This is a genomic window from Vitreoscilla massiliensis, assembly GCF_001457815.1.
In the GTDB taxonomy this organism is placed as follows: domain Bacteria; phylum Pseudomonadota; class Gammaproteobacteria; order Burkholderiales; family Neisseriaceae; genus Vitreoscilla; species Vitreoscilla massiliensis.
The window spans coordinates 143,841-161,117 of sequence record NZ_LN898218.1; the positions used below are offsets into that span (position 1 = coordinate 143,841).

Annotated in this window: 13 protein-coding genes; 10 read left to right on the forward strand and 3 right to left on the reverse strand. The window is 51.2% G+C overall.

Going from position 1 to position 17,277, the window contains the following annotated elements; translation table 11 throughout:
* Nucleotides 1–30: 30 nt before the first annotated feature.
* From BN3003_RS04745 to BN3003_RS04775, 7 genes are all read left to right on the forward strand, one after another.
* Nucleotides 31–882 (forward strand): MurR/RpiR family transcriptional regulator, encoded by an 852-nt coding sequence (locus BN3003_RS04745; RefSeq protein WP_058305591.1) that lies wholly within the window; start codon nt 31–33, stop codon nt 880–882.
* A 241-nt stretch (nt 883–1,123) separates the two neighbouring features.
* Nucleotides 1,124–1,381 carry a hypothetical protein gene (locus tag BN3003_RS04750; protein WP_058305592.1) on the forward strand — a complete coding sequence of 86 codons (258 nt, stop codon included), beginning with the start codon at nt 1,124–1,126 and terminating at the stop codon, nt 1,379–1,381.
* A 224-nt stretch (nt 1,382–1,605) separates the two neighbouring features.
* A complete protein-coding gene (locus BN3003_RS04755) occupies nt 1,606–1,875 on the forward strand; it encodes a hypothetical protein (RefSeq protein WP_058305593.1) in 270 nt (89 codons plus the stop codon).
* 341 nt (nt 1,876–2,216) lie between these two features.
* Nucleotides 2,217–3,410: a low temperature requirement protein A gene (locus tag BN3003_RS04760; protein WP_058305594.1), complete on the forward strand. Its 1,194-nt coding sequence runs from the start codon at nt 2,217–2,219 to the stop codon at nt 3,408–3,410.
* A gap of 249 nt (nt 3,411–3,659) precedes the next feature.
* Nucleotides 3,660–5,843: a type I secretion system permease/ATPase gene (locus tag BN3003_RS04765; protein WP_082625549.1), complete on the forward strand. Its 2,184-nt coding sequence runs from the start codon at nt 3,660–3,662 to the stop codon at nt 5,841–5,843.
* A gap of 92 nt (nt 5,844–5,935) precedes the next feature.
* The gene (locus BN3003_RS04770; protein WP_058355653.1) at nt 5,936–7,465 is read left to right on the forward strand and encodes an HlyD family type I secretion periplasmic adaptor subunit; all 1,530 of its coding nucleotides are present in this window, start codon (nt 5,936–5,938) and stop codon (nt 7,463–7,465) included.
* 1 nt (nt 7,466) lies between these two features.
* The gene (locus BN3003_RS04775) at nt 7,467–8,750 is read left to right on the forward strand and encodes a TolC family outer membrane protein (RefSeq protein ID WP_058305595.1); all 1,284 of its coding nucleotides are present in this window, start codon (nt 7,467–7,469) and stop codon (nt 8,748–8,750) included.
* Between the two features lie 163 nt (nt 8,751–8,913).
* On the opposite strand, the gene BN3003_RS04780 is transcribed toward BN3003_RS04775, so the two are convergent.
* Complete coding sequence (locus BN3003_RS04780; protein ID WP_058305596.1) at nt 8,914–10,341, reverse strand: helix-turn-helix domain-containing protein; 1,428 nt, start codon at nt 10,339–10,341, stop codon at nt 8,914–8,916.
* Between the two features lie 149 nt (nt 10,342–10,490).
* Here BN3003_RS04780 and BN3003_RS04785 point away from each other — a divergent pair, with 149 nt between their 5' ends.
* A complete protein-coding gene (locus BN3003_RS04785; protein ID WP_058305597.1) occupies nt 10,491–11,864 on the forward strand; it encodes an NAD(P)/FAD-dependent oxidoreductase in 1,374 nt (457 codons plus the stop codon).
* Between the two features lie 18 nt (nt 11,865–11,882).
* Nucleotides 11,883–12,233, forward strand: coding sequence for a cupin domain-containing protein (locus tag BN3003_RS04790; RefSeq protein ID WP_058305598.1), 351 nt, complete (start codon nt 11,883–11,885; stop codon nt 12,231–12,233).
* A gap of 262 nt (nt 12,234–12,495) precedes the next feature.
* On the opposite strand, the gene BN3003_RS04795 is transcribed toward BN3003_RS04790, so the two are convergent.
* Both BN3003_RS04795 and BN3003_RS04800 read right to left on the reverse strand, forming a co-directional pair.
* The gene (locus BN3003_RS04795; protein ID WP_199822550.1) at nt 12,496–13,908 is read right to left on the reverse strand and encodes an NAD(P)/FAD-dependent oxidoreductase; all 1,413 of its coding nucleotides are present in this window, start codon (nt 13,906–13,908) and stop codon (nt 12,496–12,498) included.
* Nucleotides 13,909–14,071: 163 nt separating this feature from the next.
* On the reverse strand, nt 14,072–15,391 hold the full coding sequence (locus tag BN3003_RS04800) for an NAD(P)/FAD-dependent oxidoreductase (protein WP_058305599.1): 1,320 nt from the start codon (nt 15,389–15,391) through the stop codon (nt 14,072–14,074).
* A 491-nt stretch (nt 15,392–15,882) separates the two neighbouring features.
* Between BN3003_RS04800 and BN3003_RS04805 the strand changes: the two genes are divergently transcribed.
* On the forward strand, nt 15,883–17,226 hold the full coding sequence (locus BN3003_RS04805) for an MFS transporter (RefSeq protein WP_058305600.1): 1,344 nt from the start codon (nt 15,883–15,885) through the stop codon (nt 17,224–17,226).
* The last annotated feature ends 51 nt before the right edge of the window (nt 17,227–17,277 follow it).

Here is a 17,277-nt window from a genome sequence, read left to right on the forward strand (position 1 = left end):
CATGAGAATCAACGAGATAACAGGTTGCTTATGAGTGAGGACACCATCGCCGTGCGCTTGCGCGAGCATTACAACACTTTCTCACCGACCGAACGCAAAGTGGCGCGGGCGCTGCTCAATCAATACCCGATAGCCGGTTTGGAAACCATTGCGCAATTGGCGCAAAAAGCCGCCGTCAGCGGCCCATCGGTATTGCGCTTGGTGAACAAATTGGGTTTTGACAGCTATACCGGCTTTCAAGAAGCCTTGCGTTTGGAATTGGATGCACAATTGCAATCGCCCTTATTGCGTCGCGACCCCAATACCGATGCCCATCAACAAGGTTTTGTGCACCATTTCAGCAGCAATATCCAAAAATTAATCCAACAAACCGCGCAACACTTGCTGCCTGAGGATTTTGATACGGTGGTCGATTGGTTGGCACAGCCACGGCACCGTTTGTGGCTGCTTGGTGGTTACGTTACCGGGCCCTTGGCCGAGTATTTTTGTAACCACTTGCAAACCATTCGTGGCCAAGTGTCTTTATTGCGGCCGGTACCGCGCACTTGGGCCGATTCTTTGGTCGATATGGGCAAAAACGACGTCATCATCATGTTTGACATCCGCCGCTATTGGCCAGAATTACAACCTTTGATGAAATTGGCGAGCGAGCGCAAATGCAAGCGCATCTTGATTACCGACCAATGGACCTCACCCTTGGCCGCACATGCCGACATCACCTTAACTGCGTATACCGAAGGTAAAAGCGGTTGGGACACCAATGTCGCCACCATGTTGTTAATGGATGCCTTGATTGCCGCGCTCAATAATGTGCATTGGGAACAGACCAAAACCCGTTTGGAAGAAATCGAGCGCTTGCGCCAGCATTTTCAAAATGACTGATTTGTATTGAGTAATATCCTCGACTTGGATGGGCTTGGGTGCTCTTATGCTGGCAGGGACTGGCTTGGGCGCGCAACAAGCCAGCCTGAACCGAATAGCATGCCAAGGCGCAGATGATATGCATCTGCGCAAGCATCTATTGCCCTTGCCCAGTTTCGACTTGCCTACAGTTACAGGCCACTGGCAACGACTATTTCAAGCTATTTGTCACCGCTGTCTGATACAGCACAACGCATCTGTTATGAGCACGGCTTATGATGAAGTGTGGCGCAGCGCCAACGAAAAAAGGCGCGCCACCACCTTACACATCAAAACATGGAGAAGCCACATCATGATGCTGCCTGTAGTGATTGCCATTTTTTTGGCGTATTTGATTTTGCAACCTGCGACTCCCTTGGGCTTTTTGGCGGTATTGGCCTTGGCCTGCCCGATTGCCTTTGTGGTGGTCAAAATTCTCAATTATTGCGAGCGCTTTATTAAGCCTCCGAAACAAGATTAAGCCCCCCATTCAAGCAGCGCACACCATGCCGCTCACAGCGGTGGTGTGCGCTTGTGCATACCTTATGTTTCTCTCCCACTTTGCCCCATCACAATTGATTTTATTTAAAAAATCGGGCTTACAGGCCGCATTGACAACGCTCGTAAAGAAATGTTCATGCCATAGACAAGTATTTCATATCTACTTAAGATGAAGCATTCCCGTTTTTCAGAAAGCACAATGTAATGAAAGGCATAACCCTTATTTTGCTCGCAGCCACCAGTTTATTGACTGCCTGTGGTGGCGCCAGCGAAAGCACCCACAGCGGCGAATTGCCATTGGAATGCAATGAAGTGGTCGAAAAACAAGTGCAATTATTCAAACAACAAGACCGCAGCGACGCCGAAATCGAAGCCGCCCGCAAAGGCTTTGAAAGCGAATTCAGCAAACTCGACCCAGAACAAGCGGCCGAAATTTGCAAAAAGCAATTACAACCCAGCGCCGCCAGCAGCTGAGTAAGTCTTCCCTAATAAACACACTGGCAACACTTAAGCGGCCTGTAAAACTAATTACAGGCCGCTTAAGTGTGTGCTGCTGATACAATACCTTATCCATACACTGTGTATTTTTCCATACAGCATTGGTCTCTTTTAGGGCTTAAGCTGAACACAGCCGTATCATTCATCTACCAAAGTCAAAACCCAGAGGCTTAGTCCCAGAGACATAACAGCCTGACCACGCTCACCTCTCTAAAATCCACACCACACTTTTCTGCCTACACCCACATTTTTGCAGCGCATCAAGGCATTCTTCTTGCATACTAAACTGGCAAATTAAATAAAAACAGAGGCATTCCATGTCCATACACATCAAACTCGCACCGTGCTTGCAGGCCTTAAAACCCCGTGACCCACAGCAAAACCACCGCGTGGCCACTCCATTGGAATTGTTGTTTGACCTGATTTTCGTGGTCGCCATCGCCACCGCCGGGCAACAATTGCACCACGCTTTTGTAGAAAACCACTTGGGCAGTGGCTTGCTCAATTACCTGATGGTGTTTTTTGCCTTGTGGTGGGCGTGGATGAATTTCACTTGGTTTTCCTCCGCCTACGACAACGACGATGCGGTTTACCGCATCCTCACCTTTGTCCAAATCATCGGTTCCATGGTCATCGCCGCCGGCATACCCAGCGCGTTCCAACACCATGATTTTGATGTCATCATCATCGGTTATGCCATCATGCGCTTGAGTTTGGTGGTGCAATGGCTGCGCGCCGCTTACAGCGATGTGCCGCGGCGCAAAACCGCTTTGCGCTACGCCTTGGGCATTTTTCTGGTGCAAATCGCGTGGGTGTTGTTCCACTTCTCGCCCATCAATTTTACCGTGACTTTGTTTTTCATCTTGGTCGTGGCCGAATTGGCCGTGCCCGTTTGGGCCGAAGCGCCGGCGATGACGCCGTGGCACCCGCACCACATCACTGAACGCTATGCCTTATTGACCATCATCGTCTTGGGTGAGTCCATCGTCGGCAGTTTTATTGCCATCAGCGATGCCTTAAACAACCAATTGTTCAGCATAGAGTTACTGTTTTTGATGGTGGGCGGTCTGTTATTGATGTTCACCATGTGGTGGGCGTATTTCGACCACAGCGCCGTCGAAAAACTCCACAACCGCAAACGCGCTTTTGTGTGGGGCTATGGCCATTTTTTCATCTTCTTCAGCATTGCCATGATAGGCGCCAGCTTGGCCGCCGCCGTCGATGTCGCCACCCACCAAGCCCACATCAGCGATGTGCTGGCCGCATATTTGGTCATCATTCCCTTGCTGATTTACAGCGCCAGCTTGTGGGTATTGCACGAGGTGCAACATTTACACGGTCTGGGCAAATGGCTCTACCCCTTGTCCGCCGCTGCGGTATTGACCGTGCCGCTGTTTGCCAGCGACATCGGCTACAGCGTGTTCGCCATCGCCCTCATCTACGCCTTGCGCTTGATTTTAAGCAAGTCTTTGGTCAACGATACTTCGGTAGCGCATTCTGCTGAACATTAACACAAGCGGCCTGTAAACATTACAGGCCGCTTATTGCAATACCAACGCATTACTGCGTTGCACAAACTGCAAATAATCCTGATTTCATGCTCACTACACATTAACCTGTATTTACATAAATAACATTATCCTGTTTAATTGCTAGAATACACAGCCTAGGCAACACACTGCTGCTTATAATCGCCGCCACAACCCTTGCAGCGTTGGAATAAAACTTCATCACAAAATATGCGAATGCCTTAAATATTTATGAATAACATACCCGATTCCAGCCAACGCCCACAGCCTGATGCACCGTCGGCCGTACCTGTCACAGATAATGACCAACAGGCTTACCAAGATTGGGCCTTGAGCGCTTTAATCATCTTAGCCCAATTCCACGGCATCGCCGTCAACGCGGCTGATATCCAACACCGCTACGATGTCAACGGAGTAGGCCTCGACCAATCAGGTTGGTTACTGGCGGCGCGTGAAATTGGTTTGAAAGCCAAAGTCTCTCACCAAAAATTCGAACGCATGCACATGGCGGCTTTGCCGGCTTTGGTATGGCGTGAAGATGGCGAGCACTTTATCTTGGCCAAGGTCGATGAAGAACGCTATTTGATTCAAGATTTGCAACAAGGTCGGCCGGTGATTTTGAGTAAGGAAGAATTTGCTAGCCGCTATTCGGGTGTGTTGATGCTGGTAGCCTCACGCGCTTCCATCATGGGTTCGTTGGCCAAGTTTGATTTCACTTGGTTTATCCCTGCCGTCATCAAATACCGCCGCATTTTTATGGAAGTGTTGGCGGTGTCTGTGGTCATACAGCTGTTTGCACTGATTACGCCCATCTTCTTTCAAGTGGTGATGGACAAGGTATTGGTGCACCGCGGCTTCTCCACTTTGGATGTGATTGCGTTTGCGTTTTTGGTAGTGATAATTTTTGAAGTGGTTTTAGGCGGTTTGCGCACGTATGTGTTCGCCCATACTACCTCGCGCATTGATGTGGAGCTGGGTGCGCGCTTGTTCCGCCATATGTTGAGTTTGCCGATTGCCTATTTTGAGAACCGCCGTGTCGGTGACACAGTGGCGCGAGTGCGCGAGCTGGAGCAAATCCGCAACTTCCTCACTGGCCAAGCCTTAACCTCGGTATTGGACTTGTGTTTCTCGTTCATCTTTATTGCGGTGATGTGGTATTACAGTGGCTGGTTGACTCTGATCGTATTGATTTCCCTGCCTTGTTACGCCATTTGGTCGGCCACCATCAGCCCCATCTTGCGTTCGCGTTTGAATGACAAGTTTGCCCGCAATGCCGACAGCCAATCTTTCCTGGTGGAATCGGTCACAACCATGGGCACGATTAAGTCCATGGCGGTAGAACCCCAAATGACGCGGCGTTGGGACCAACAATTGGCGGCTTATGTCGCCGCCGGTTTCAAAGTCACCCGTTTGGCCACCATCGGCCAACAAGGGGTGCAGCTGATTCAAAAACTGGTGGTAGTGGCAACGCTGTGGTTTGGTGCGCGTTTGGTCATCAATGGCGACATGACCGTCGGTCAATTGATTGCGTTTAATATGTTGGCTGGTCAAGTGGCCGCACCGGTGATTCGTTTGGCGCAATTGTGGCAAGACTTTCAACAAGTGGGCATTTCGGTGGCGCGCTTGGGCGACATCCTCAATACCCCAACTGAAAACCCAACCAGCCGCATGGCTCTACCCGACATCAAAGGCTTTATCGGCTTTGACCGGGTGTCATTCCGCTACCGTCCCGATGCGCCAGAGATTCTGCGCGAATTCAGTTTGAACATCCGTGCTGGCGAAGTATTGGGCATTGTTGGCCGTTCTGGTTCGGGCAAATCCACCGTGACCAAATTGGTGCAGCGTTTGTATGTGCCGGAACACGGGCGGGTGATGATAGACGGCAACGACTTGGCCTTGGCCGATCCAGCGTGGCTGCGCCGTCAAATCGGTGTGGTGTTACAAGAGAACATCTTGATGAACCGCAGCGTGCGCGACAACATCGCCCTCGCCGATCCAGGCATGCCGCTGGAGCGCATCATGCACGCAGCTAAAATGGCCGGTGCGCATGAGTTTATTATGGAATTACCTGAAGGCTATGATTCCATGGTGGGTGAACAAGGAGCGGGTTTATCCGGTGGACAGCGCCAACGCATCGCCATTGCCCGTGCCTTGGTTGGCAATCCACGCATACTGATTTTGGACGAGGCCACCAGTGCGCTGGACTATGAATCCGAACGCGCCATCATGAACAATATGGAAAGCATTTGTAAGGGCCGCACCGTCATCATCATTGCGCACAGGCTGTCAACGGTGCGCCGTTGTCACCGCATCATCGCCATGGACAAGGGCAAAATCATCGAACAAGGCACGCACAAGCAATTGTTGGAACAAAACGGCTATTACAAATACCTGCACGATTTACAGGCCGCTTAAACCATAACAACAACATCACTCGCATTACATTCCAAGCCTCGTGCAGCAGCAAACAGCACAGGTTTGGACTCAAGGGAATCAGCATTATGGGCATGCGTTTGCAAGCATTCAAAGAATTCATCCAGCGCTATGGCAGCGTGTGGAAACAGGTATGGGCGGTACGCGACCAGCTCGACCCACCCAAACGAGAACAAGACGAGCGCGAATTTCTACCCGCACATCTGGAATTGACCGAGTCGCCGTTGTCGGCAGCACCAAAATGGGCGGCGCGTTTGGTCATACTCTTCGCCTTGATTGCCTTATTGTGGGCCATCTTTGGCAAACTCGACATCGTCGCCGTCGCCCAAGGCAAAACCAGTTTGGGTGGACGCAGCAAAACCATCCAAGCCTTGGAAACTGCTGTAGTAGAGCGCATCAATGTCAAAGACGGCCAAACCGTGAAAAAAGGCGAGGTGTTGCTTGAACTGGCAGGCATAGGCTCAGACAGCGATTACAACCGTTCATTAGAAGCTTTGCGCGCCGCCTACTTAAACAAATGGCGCTCAGAAACCTTGCTTGCCGCGATAGAAAACGGCCACTCGCCCCGCCTCAGCAGCTCGATAGACACCGACAAACAAGAGTCAACCACCCATAATCAAGACAACACCGCTGCCAGTGCTGTAAACAGTTTACAGGCAGCATCTGTAACGCAAAATCTCAAACAGCAAATCATTGCTTCCATCCCACAATCAGCGATCATCGAAGCTCAGACCTTGGTGCTCAATCAATACCAAGCTTGGGCGACCAAAGACCAACAACTGGCCTCGGTGAAAGAACAGCGCATCGCCGAACGCGCATCCACGCAAGCGCAAATCAGCAAATTGGCGGCGATGACGCAAATTGAAGGCCAACGCGTCAGCGATTACCGCGAATTGGTAGCGCAAGACTATTTGGCCAAACACTCGTTGCTCGAACAAGAAAGCAAATACATCCAAGCCAAGAACGATTTGGCCAGCCAACAAAGCACGCTGCAACAAATCGCCCAAGCCATCAAGCAGGCCGAAGACGAACGCATTCTCAATACCCAAACCATCAAACGCGATACCTTGGATGTGTTGCGCCAAGCGAATGAGCAAATTGGCCAACTCGAGCCCGAAGCCGAAAAAGCCGAACAGCGCAAAAAACTGATGACCTTAACCGCGCCCGTCGATGGTACGGTACAGCAATTGGCTACCCACACCATAGGCGGCGTGGTCACGGCGGCACAGCCGATCATGGTCATCGTACCGAGCGAAGACAAATTGGAAATCGAAGCCATCGTGCCCAATAAAGACATTGGCTTTGTACAGGCCGGCCAAGAAGTGGTGGTGAAGATTGAATCCTTCCCTTACACCCGTTATGGCTACCTCACCGGCAAGGTCAAAACCGTTAGCTTTGATGCGGTGGAGAACAAAGACTTGGGTTTGGTGTATACCGCCATCGTGTCCTTAGACCACGACACCTTAAATATTGAAGGCAAACCGGTGCGTTTGGATGCGGGCATGAATGCCACTGCCGAAATCAAAACCGGCAAACGCAGCGTCATCTCTTACTTGCTCAGCCCACTGCAAACCAAAGTGGATGAAAGCCTGAGGGAGCGCTAACATGAAAAAACTGAGCTTCTTCATCAGCACACTGTTGCTGAGCAGCACCTCTGTATGGGCATTCAATCTGAGCGATGCGTGGCAAGCGGCGCGTGAGCATTCGTCCGAATTGAAACAAGCACAATACCAGTTTCAAGGGTATGAGCAGCAAAAGCCGATTGCACGCGCTGCCTTATTACCGCAAGTGTCCATCAGTGCCTCGCACCAGCGCCAAAACCAATTTGAGCCCCGCAAAATCACCAAAGACAGCTCCAGCTGGAAAGTGTCGGCCAGCCAAACCATTTTTAATCTCAACAAATGGCGCAAATACCAACAAAGCAAAATCATCGTCGATGCCGCGGGCAAGCAATTGGATTTGGCCGAACAGCAATTGTTGTTGAAAGTGGCCGAGGCTTATTTCAATGTGTTGGTGGCGAAAGAATCGCTGCTGACGGTACAAAAATCCAAAGAATCGTTCGCCGCCCAGCAAACCCAAGCCGAGGCCTTGTTTAAAAAAGGCTTGTCCACCATTGTCGATGTGCAAGAAGCGCAAGCCGGTTACGAATCCGCCTTGGCCGATGAAATCGAAATCACCTCACAATTGGTACAGGCTTATGCGCAATTAGAGACGTATACGGGTCTCAATCCCGAACAAATCGAGTTAATCCACATCCATGATGTCGCCCAATTCCCCAGCCTCAGCTCCGAACAATGGTTGGAACAAGCCGATGCCAACAATGCCGAAATCCGTTTGCAACGCTTGATTGTGCTCAGCACCGAGCAAGACATGAAAGCCACCAAAGCCAACCGCTACCCGACCGTGGAAATGTCGGCCGGCTATTACACCAATCCCAATGACTACCAGTCCACCGACACCATCCAAGATTATGAAACCCGTGCCAATTACATCGGTATCGGTATCAGTCTGCCTTTGTTTACTGGCGGGCAATTGCGCGCACAAAGCAAACAAGCCAGCGCTGGCTATCATGCAGCCGAACAAGAATTGCAAGTGACGCAAGAAAAAGTGGCGCTGAGCGTGAAAGAAAACTTCGCCAAAGTACGCGCTGGTAAAATCCGCATTCAAGCTTTGGACAAATTGGTGCTCACCAACCAAACCAAGGTCAAATCCAGCAAACTTGGCAACCAATACGGCTTTCTCAGCAATGCCGACCGCGTGCGCTCAGAAAAAGAGTATTACGATGCCGAACTCAAACGCACCCAAGCCAAATACCAATACCTGATGGCGCAATTGAATTTGATGCAATTGGCGGGGATGTTTGATACCCATACCCTTTTGGTGAAATAGACCTGTTATCACAGACTTAGTGGTGTGATGAAATAAGCGATACCCACAATCTTTGCAAACGATAGCCATATCAAATTCTTGTACACTACAGCTTCCATAAGCGGCCTGTAAGCTCTATCAGGTTTACAGGCCGCTTATGTTGTATTAAGCAGACATACAGACATCACTTCAAACTTTGCTGTGCCTGCAAAGCCAGCCAAAACACGCTGATGCCGTGGCTGCTGGTGGGTTTGATGCCGGTGAGCTCTTCCACCAATTTCAAGCGGTAAACCAAGGTTTGGCGGTGGATGTTCAGTTGGGCGGCGCTGGTTTTCCAGTTGCCATCTTGGTGTAAAAACACGCTTAAGGTTTGCAGCAAAGGCAGTTGGTGTTGTGCTTCATAGTCCAGTAGGCGACCCAAATAATGCTGCACCACCGCTTGCGCTTGCGACACCGTTTTGGGACCCAAGGCAAATTCTGAGGCCAAATCGGCATAGTGCACAAGTGTATTATCTGATTCGGCCACATGTGCCACCGCCAAAGTCGCTTGTTGCACCGATTCTTGCACACTGATCATCGCAGAAATGGGATGACTGATGCCCATTTTCGCATCAGTGCCCAAGCTGGCAAGCAAGTGTTGCAGCAAATCTACATCATCATTGATGAGCAAATATAAGGTGTGTTCGGCTTGCAGCATTAAGGGAAAACAGCCATACAGCTCGGGCACATGGTGCAGCTGCTCAAAGCGGCCTGTAAGCGCTGCCGGCAATCGCAGTGCCACCATCACGAGGCTACCGCGCAAACCACGGCGCTCCAACATGACTTTGGCGGTATTAAAATCCATTTCGCCCGCAATCAAGTCTTGTAACAAGGCCTTGCCCTCATCACGTTTGTCATTGCGCGCCATCATAGCGCGGTCTAATTCCACCCCCAGCAAGCCGGCCAATACCCGTGCCAATAAAGGATCGTCCACCCATTTGCTGCGCACCTTGCCCATTTCCAATACGGCATGGGCGCGACCGGGAATGGGCAAACGCAGCAACGGGGGCTGATCAAAATTGGCTGGCGCTGTCGTCAACAACACCGCGCCGCTGTCCGCATCGACGATGCGCAAATCGCTGGCCAATTTTTGTCCCAATAATTGCAAGCGCTCGGGCAAATCCGCTGCTTGCCACAACACATCTGCATACACTTGAAACAGGCGTTGCCCCGCATCAAAACGCTCTTTTTGTGCCCGCAACACCTGCTCGATGACCAAACGCGACAGTTTGACAAATTCCAATTCAAAACTGGCGCTCAACACCGGCAAGCCAATTTCATCGGCCTTGGCCAACAAAGCCGGCGTCAGGCTCACGGCTCCCGGTTGGGGTGCAAACACTAGGGCACTGGCTTGCGCCTGCTGCAATTGCTGTATCCACAGGCTTTGTGCCGCCGCATCTTCGGGTAAACCAGCGCCAGTCGACATCACCAAAGTGCCTGCTTCTATCCAGCGCCACGGGTCGGGCAAATCTACCGCATGCGCCCAAGTCACCACTTTATTGCCACCGCTTTGTCCTGCTTGAAACGCCAAACCCAAATAAGGCTTGTCCACCAATTCTTGCACCGTAATCATGTGTCACCCACAAATTGAGATATTAGACAATTGTATGATTAATCATGCTTATGCTGTTAACATTGCCAATAGACTGTTGCATCTGCGCCCATTAGTATGCCTCAACAATCAATAATAAGCAGGCCTAAAACCCGAAGGAGCGCAGCAAAATGGATGCCTTGTGCAAATTACCCAATCAACCGTATTGGTTTGAAGAAACACCATCAAGACCGCAACTGAGCGCAGACATCAGCGCCGATGTCGCCATTGTTGGCGCCGGCTATACTGGCTTGTGGACGGCGTATTATTTGCTCAAGCAGCAACCCAGCTTGCGCGTGGTCATCATCGAGCGCGAACACGTTGGCTATGGCGCGTCAGGCCGCAATGGCGGTTGGGCTTCGGCCATCTTCCCCATCTCTTTGCACAAAGTGGCGCAAAACAGCTCCCACCAACAAGCATTAGACCTGCAATACGCGCTCAACGATACTGTCGATGAGCTAGCGCGAGTGTTACAGGCCGAACACATAGATGCCGACTATTGCAAACACGGCTTTTTATCGGTTGCCCGCTCCAGCGCACAATTGCAGCGCGCGCAAGCGGCTGTGGCGGCCAGTACGGCTTTTGGCTTGCCTAAGCAATGGCAGTTTTTAAACGCGCAAGAAACGCAGCAACGCATAGGCATCAGTCGCAGTTTGGGCGGCCTGTACACGCCGCATTGCGCCGTCGTCCATCCGGGAAAATTGGTGCGTGCATTGGCACAGACCGTCGAAAAAATGGGCGCGCAGATTTACGAACAAACCGCCGCCACCGACATTGCGGCTGGGCAAATCCGCACCCACAGCGGCAGCATCAGCGCCAGCACCATCGTGCGCGCCACCGAAAGCTATACCTGCCAACAAGCGGCGCACCAGCGCCAAGTCATTCCGCTGTACTCTTCAGTGTTGGCGACCGCACCCATCGCGGCCGATGTGCGTGAACGCTTGGGTTTACACCAACGCTTCGCCTTCAACGACATGCGCCATTTGCGGGTGTATGCACAAATGACCGCCGATGGCCGCATGATTTTTGGCGGACGTGGCGAACCTTACCATTTTGGTTCTAAAATCTCGCCGCAATACGATTTGGCTGATGCCATCCACCTCAAATTGCGCGCCTGCATCAACGATTTCTTTCCCGAATTGAGTGATGTCCCGATTACCCATCGCTGGGGCGGCGCTTTGGGTGTGGCACGTGATTGGTGTCCATCGGTCGGCTTGGATGCCCGCAGCAACATCGCTTGGGCGGGGCAATACGTCGGCGATGGCGTTGCCACCAGCAATTTGGCCGGTCGCATCTTGCGCAATTTGATTTTAAAACTGGATGAACCCATCAACAGCTTGCCCATTGTCAACCACCGCTCACCGCTGTGGGAGCCGGAGCCGCTGCGCTGGTTGGGCGTGAACATGGGTTTGTCCGCCACCGCTTTGGCCGATAGCGAAGAACGCCTGACCCGGCGCAGCTCCAACATCGCCGCCATTTTAGCCGCCATCACTGGCGCACATTAGTCTTACAAGGAGAGCTTTATGAGTAAAATGACCATTGTTAACAACGCTCACATCACCCAAACCGTTTTGGCGGCCGCCGGTCAACGCGCTGGCGCCGATAGCGGCGACCCACAATTGGGCATCCAAGAATTGGCGCCCGAAGCCAATGGCAGCTTGGGCATTTGGGAATGCCAACCCGGTGGCTGGCCCGTGATTAACCGCCAAGACACCGAATTCACCTACATCATCGCCGGTAAAGCCATCTTAACCGACGACAGCACCGGCGAAAAAACCACCGTCGGCGCCGGCGATTTGATTATTTTGCCAGTGGGTTGGACGGGGCGTTGGGACGTGTTGGAAACGGTCAGAAAAGTATATGCGATATTTTAAACAGTATTTACAGGCCGCTTAAACCATCCCATAGACATGGCTGCCATACCGTGTTTGCTGCATTGATGCCCACTAATGGGCATGACGCAACGCCAGCACAGCACAAACCGTTTCTCAATCCACAAAAAAAGGCCGATATCCCACTGGCAGTCATGGGCTATCGGCTTACAAAGGAGAGGATAGAAACTTAAAAAATCAGCAAATACATGGCAAAACAAACAATATCTTAGTCATGTCTGGGTTTGATTTAAGCATGGTCAGCTTAAGCCTTGTCTTCCAAACCCGATGGCGCAAAACCTGCCAACCACAACGCCAATCGAGGCGCCGTTGCCCCTTGCATTTCGGCTTGTTCTTTTTTCATCACGGCCAACCTCACCGCTTTACCACCCCAATAGCGCAGCGGCTCAGGCGGGAATTTTTGATAATGGCGGTTAACCAAGGCACAGGTGCTCCACTGGTCTTGTTTGCCCAAGGCCAAACTGGCCAAGATGCGTCCACCGATGCGGCTGGGCCCGACACCATTGCCACTCCAGCCTATGCCGTAATGAATATTGCTGTGTCCTGCCAATTGGCCAAAAATCGGCAAGCTGTCATAAGTGCGGTCTATCGGGCCTGACCATGCTTGCACCGTACGGATGTGGCTTAATTGCGGGTAAGTCATGCGAAAATGCTGCTCGGTCAAATCGATACAGGCCGCATCCTCACTGAACAATGGGCCAATCGTCGAACCATATGTTATCGCCCCCGTGCCCTTACCAAAAGCAATGCGCCCGTCTTTGGTGGTGCGGTAATAATTCACCATCAATTGCGAATCGGTCAGCGCTTCTTCGCCATCCCAACCGATGTCAGCCAAGGTTTCGGGCATGGCCTCGGTCAAGACGATGGAGCTGTTCACCGGCACCATTGCCTGCTGCAAACTGGGCACACAGGCGGCCCAAGCATTGCTGGCCAACACCACTTGTTTGGCCAACACCTTGCCCTGCGCCGTCAGCAAAGTGGCCGTTGAGCCCGCCTGTATCTCGCTCACGCCGCTTTGCTCGTATACCAATACCCCTTGTTCCAAAGCGACGCGACGCATGCCGCGCACCAACAAGCCCGGCTGTACCGTGGCATTGCTTTGTTCAAAAATACCGGCCAAATGTTTGTTGGAACCCGTGCGCTTGGCCACATCGGCTGCGTCCAATACCTCAAACGGCTGTGCACCCAATTGCTCACATGCGGCCATCGTGTCTTGCCATGTGTCTATGTGCGCCGCGGTGGTGGCGGTCCAAATCCAGCCTTTTTGGGTAAAATGGGCATCTATGCCATGTTGTTGGCAAAACTGCCCTAACTCGCTGATGGCGTTTTCTGAACTTTGCGCCAAAAACAAGGCTTGCTCGGCGCTACAAAACTTGCGCAACGAGGCGATTTTTGGCCACCACGACATCACAAAGCCGCCATTGCGTCCCGAGGCACCGCCGCCGCACACGTCTTGTTCCAAAATCACCACCTTACAATCGGGCGCTTGCTCTTTGATGCTCAACGCCGTCCACAAACCGACAAAACCGCCGCCGATGATGGCCACATCGGCTTCTTCGGTGTGTTGTAAACAGGTCATGGCATCGTTGGCAAATGAGGTTTCTTGCAACCAATGGCTGCGCTTTAACGGTGGGGTCAGGTTTAATTTCATGCTCATGCTTTCCAATCAATGGTTACTCCATAACACCTGCTGATAGAAGCGGCCTGTAAGCCTTATGTGGGTTTACAGGCCGCTTATGTGCTTATCTTGGCGATACACCCAGTGACAGTGAGATGCTCGCTTGGTTTAGCTTGTTATCGAGATTGATATCACTCAGGCTTTAGGCTTCCAAACCGGCTTTGCGTTGCCCCAACATCAAATTGGCGTTCACACCGGTAGACAACAAAGGCTCGGGTGGATTGGCGCATGGTTTTTCGGCATTGAGCAGGTAATCGATAGACTCATTGCGATCGCCAGCCAACCAATCCGCCAACAAATGTCCGCCTATGGTGCCACGGGTAATACCCAAGCCATTGCAGCACAAAGAGCCATACACATTCGGCGCCAACTCACCAAAGAAAGTCATGTGGTTGCGCGACAAACACATCGCCCCACCCCATGTGTATTCAAATTCCACATTCGGCAACATCGGGAAACGGTTTTGGTACGATTGCACATGGCGCTGATAGGCGGTTTTCAAATGCGCATCGGTGCATTTGCCATTGGGATTGAAAGTCATGGAATTGCGCACCAATAAACGGTTGTCAGGCGTGCGGCGCAACGTGGTGCCAAATGGGTGGGCGGGAATGATGCCCCAAGTCGATTTGCCACCCAAAGCCGCTTGCTCTTCTTCATTCAGCGGGCGGGTCATGCTGGCATAGGTGAAAATGGGCAATAAGCGATTTTTTAAGAAGCCGAAGCTGGAGGCAAACGCATTGTTGGTCAACACCAATTTATCGGCCTGTATCGTGCCATGGGCATGACCTAAGGTCACTTTGGCACCGTAATCCACCGAGGTAATGGCGGTGTTCTCATAAAGGGTCACATTGGCGGGTAAGCTGTCGGCCGCGCCTTTCACATAGGCCGAGGGCTGTATCAAAATGGTTCCAGGAGTGAATAAGGCGCGTTTGTAAAACGAGGTGCCCAAATGCTGTGGCAATTCGTCTTGCTCAATAATGGTATAAGACTCACCCAAACGCTCTAAGCCACTTTTGTAAGACTCCAATACCGCCAAACCTTCTGGCTCTATCGCCGCTTGGTATTTGCCAGCGTGTTCCAAACCGCAATCAATATTGTGTTCGGCCACCACAGATTTGATGATTTCTTGCGCTTGCTTTTGCAATCTTAATTGGTGTCTGGCGCTGTTGATTTCACCAATGTAATCGTCCGAACCCACATCATGGGGCAAGTCGATGGCAAAGCCAGAATTACGACCCGAAGTACCAAAACCCACTTCTTGCGCTTCAACCAACACGATTTCATCATTGGGAAAACGCAAACCCAATTGGCGGGCGGCGGCCAAGCCAGTTAAACCCGCCCCTACCACCACAAAACGCGCCGCGATATTGCCGGTCAATGCAGGTTTTGGGGTGCGTTTGGCACTGGTGTGGTACCAACCGCAAGCTAAGTTGTCTTTAGGCAAATGCTTAATGGTGCTCATGTCTGTTTCTCCGGTGATTGTTTTTATGTGCCTTCATTATTGAACGCAATCTGACAGAGAAATAGGATATATCGCACAAGATATGGTATGAACATGACATGGTGCTGCTTAAAACCAATCAACCTCAACTTTGCTACCCATTTGGTGCACAACACACACGCTAAAACTGTTAATTTGCCAGTGAGTTCTGCACCTTATTGGCAGAAAATACCGCAGTATTGGCACAAACCCAGTTGGCTACACTTTTATTTCCTGTACAAGCCACATAAACGCTATTTTCGTCTGATACCAGCTGAAAATCACATTGTCCCGTTTGTACTAGATTCTGCCTCGCTCTTTATATGTCCATACCCACAAACCTGACAATAATAAAAATGTGTTCAGCCCACGAGTCTTACTGTGAACATGTGCCATTGCCAAACAAAGCGCAATGCATAACAACAATAGCAAGGCCACAACCTTAGCGATACAAAAGAGAAAAGGAAATCAGCATGAGAAACAAAATACCCTTAGAAGACATTCCATTAAATGCATTTCACAAAAAATTGACTTTTTATTCAGCCGGTGGCCCATTCTTAGATGGTTATGTGTTGAGCATCTTGGGCGTGGTGATGTTGCAAATCTCCACTGATTTGCAATTGTCGACCGCTTGGCAAGGGCTGATTGCCGCCTCAGCCTTAATCGGTGTGTTCATCGGTGGCTTTTTGGGCGGTTGGTTTACCGACAAATACGGCCGCAAAGTATTGTATTTATTAGACTTGGTGGCGATAGTTGGCTTTTCGGTTGCCCAATTCTGGGTGGAATCGGCATGGATGCTGTTTGTTTGGCGCTTGCTCATCGGCATCGCTGTCGGCGCCGATTACCCCATCGCCACCTCTTTTCTGGCCGAGTTTCTCCCACGCAAAAGCCGTGGACCGCGTTTGGCAGCCATGGTATCGGTGTGGTTCTTAGGCGCGGCGGTGGCCTACATTGTCGGTGAATTGATCATGCGTTCTGGCATTACCGATGCTTGGCGTTATGTACTGGCCAGCTCCATCATCCCTGGTGCCATCTTCTTGATTGCCCGTGCGGGCACGCCTGAATCACCGCGTTGGTTGCTCAATAAAGGCCGTATTGAAGAAGCCGACCACGTCATCAAAAAGATATATGGGCAAGAATACTCAATTATCGACTTGTCTGAGCAGCATGTGGACGAAGACAGCAAGGTTACGGTATCTGAATTGTTCCACTCTGGCTATGGCAAACGCATGTTATTCGTCAATATTTTCTGGACTTGCGCCATCTTACCTTTATTCGCCATCTATGCTTTTGCGCCACAAGTGTTGCAAGCCTTGCATTTGACCGGCGACATGGCCGCTTGGGGCTCAGTGGCCATCACCATCTTATTCTTGATAGGCTGTATTGCGGCTACTTTGTTGATTGAAGTCATGGGACGCAAACGCATGTTGTTCCACAGTTTTTTATGGTCTGGGGTGATGCTGTTCTTGCTCGGCCTGTATCCAGATGCGTCGCCGCTCATCGTCTTGGTGTTGTTTGGTGGCTATGCGGTATTTATTGGCGGTGCACAAGTGATGGAATACGTGTATCCAAATGAATTGTTTCCAACCGAAGTGCGTGCATCGGCAGTGGGTTTGGGTACCTCCATTACTCGCATCGGTGCGGCCATAGGTACGTATTTATTGCCTTTCGCCTTGGTCAATTGGGGCATAGGTGCCACCATGATCGTCGCCGCTGTCATTTGTTTCATTGGTGCATGGTCGGCTTGGGCTTTGGCACCCGATGTGGATGCCATGGATTTGGATGCAGCCTCACGCATCAACAAGGCCAACGCTTAATCTCCATGCGGCCTGTAATACACCTTATAGGCCGCTTAGCACTCTTTTAGC

Bases quoted from the DNA above. Each gene is read 5' to 3' on its own strand.
- BN3003_RS04745 (WP_058305591.1), top strand. From the start codon at position 31: ATGAGTGAGGACACCATCGCCGTGCGCTTGCGCGAGCATTACAACACT.
- BN3003_RS04750 (WP_058305592.1), top strand. From the start codon at position 1,124: ATGAGCACGGCTTATGATGAAGTGTGGCGCAGCGCCAACGAAAAAAGG.
- BN3003_RS04755 (WP_058305593.1), top strand. From the start codon at position 1,606: ATGAAAGGCATAACCCTTATTTTGCTCGCAGCCACCAGTTTATTGACT.
- BN3003_RS04760 (WP_058305594.1), top strand. From the start codon at position 2,217: ATGTCCATACACATCAAACTCGCACCGTGCTTGCAGGCCTTAAAACCC.
- BN3003_RS04765 (WP_082625549.1), top strand. From the start codon at position 3,660: ATGAATAACATACCCGATTCCAGCCAACGCCCACAGCCTGATGCACCG.
- BN3003_RS04770 (WP_058355653.1), top strand. From the start codon at position 5,936: ATGCGTTTGCAAGCATTCAAAGAATTCATCCAGCGCTATGGCAGCGTG.
- BN3003_RS04775 (WP_058305595.1), top strand. From the start codon at position 7,467: ATGAAAAAACTGAGCTTCTTCATCAGCACACTGTTGCTGAGCAGCACC.
- BN3003_RS04780 (WP_058305596.1), bottom strand. From the start codon at position 10,341: ATGATTACGGTGCAAGAATTGGTGGACAAGCCTTATTTGGGTTTGGCG.
- BN3003_RS04785 (WP_058305597.1), top strand. From the start codon at position 10,491: ATGGATGCCTTGTGCAAATTACCCAATCAACCGTATTGGTTTGAAGAA.
- BN3003_RS04790 (WP_058305598.1), top strand. From the start codon at position 11,883: ATGAGTAAAATGACCATTGTTAACAACGCTCACATCACCCAAACCGTT.
- BN3003_RS04795 (WP_199822550.1), bottom strand. From the start codon at position 13,908: ATGAGCATGAAATTAAACCTGACCCCACCGTTAAAGCGCAGCCATTGG.
- BN3003_RS04800 (WP_058305599.1), bottom strand. From the start codon at position 15,391: ATGAGCACCATTAAGCATTTGCCTAAAGACAACTTAGCTTGCGGTTGG.
- BN3003_RS04805 (WP_058305600.1), top strand. From the start codon at position 15,883: ATGAGAAACAAAATACCCTTAGAAGACATTCCATTAAATGCATTTCAC.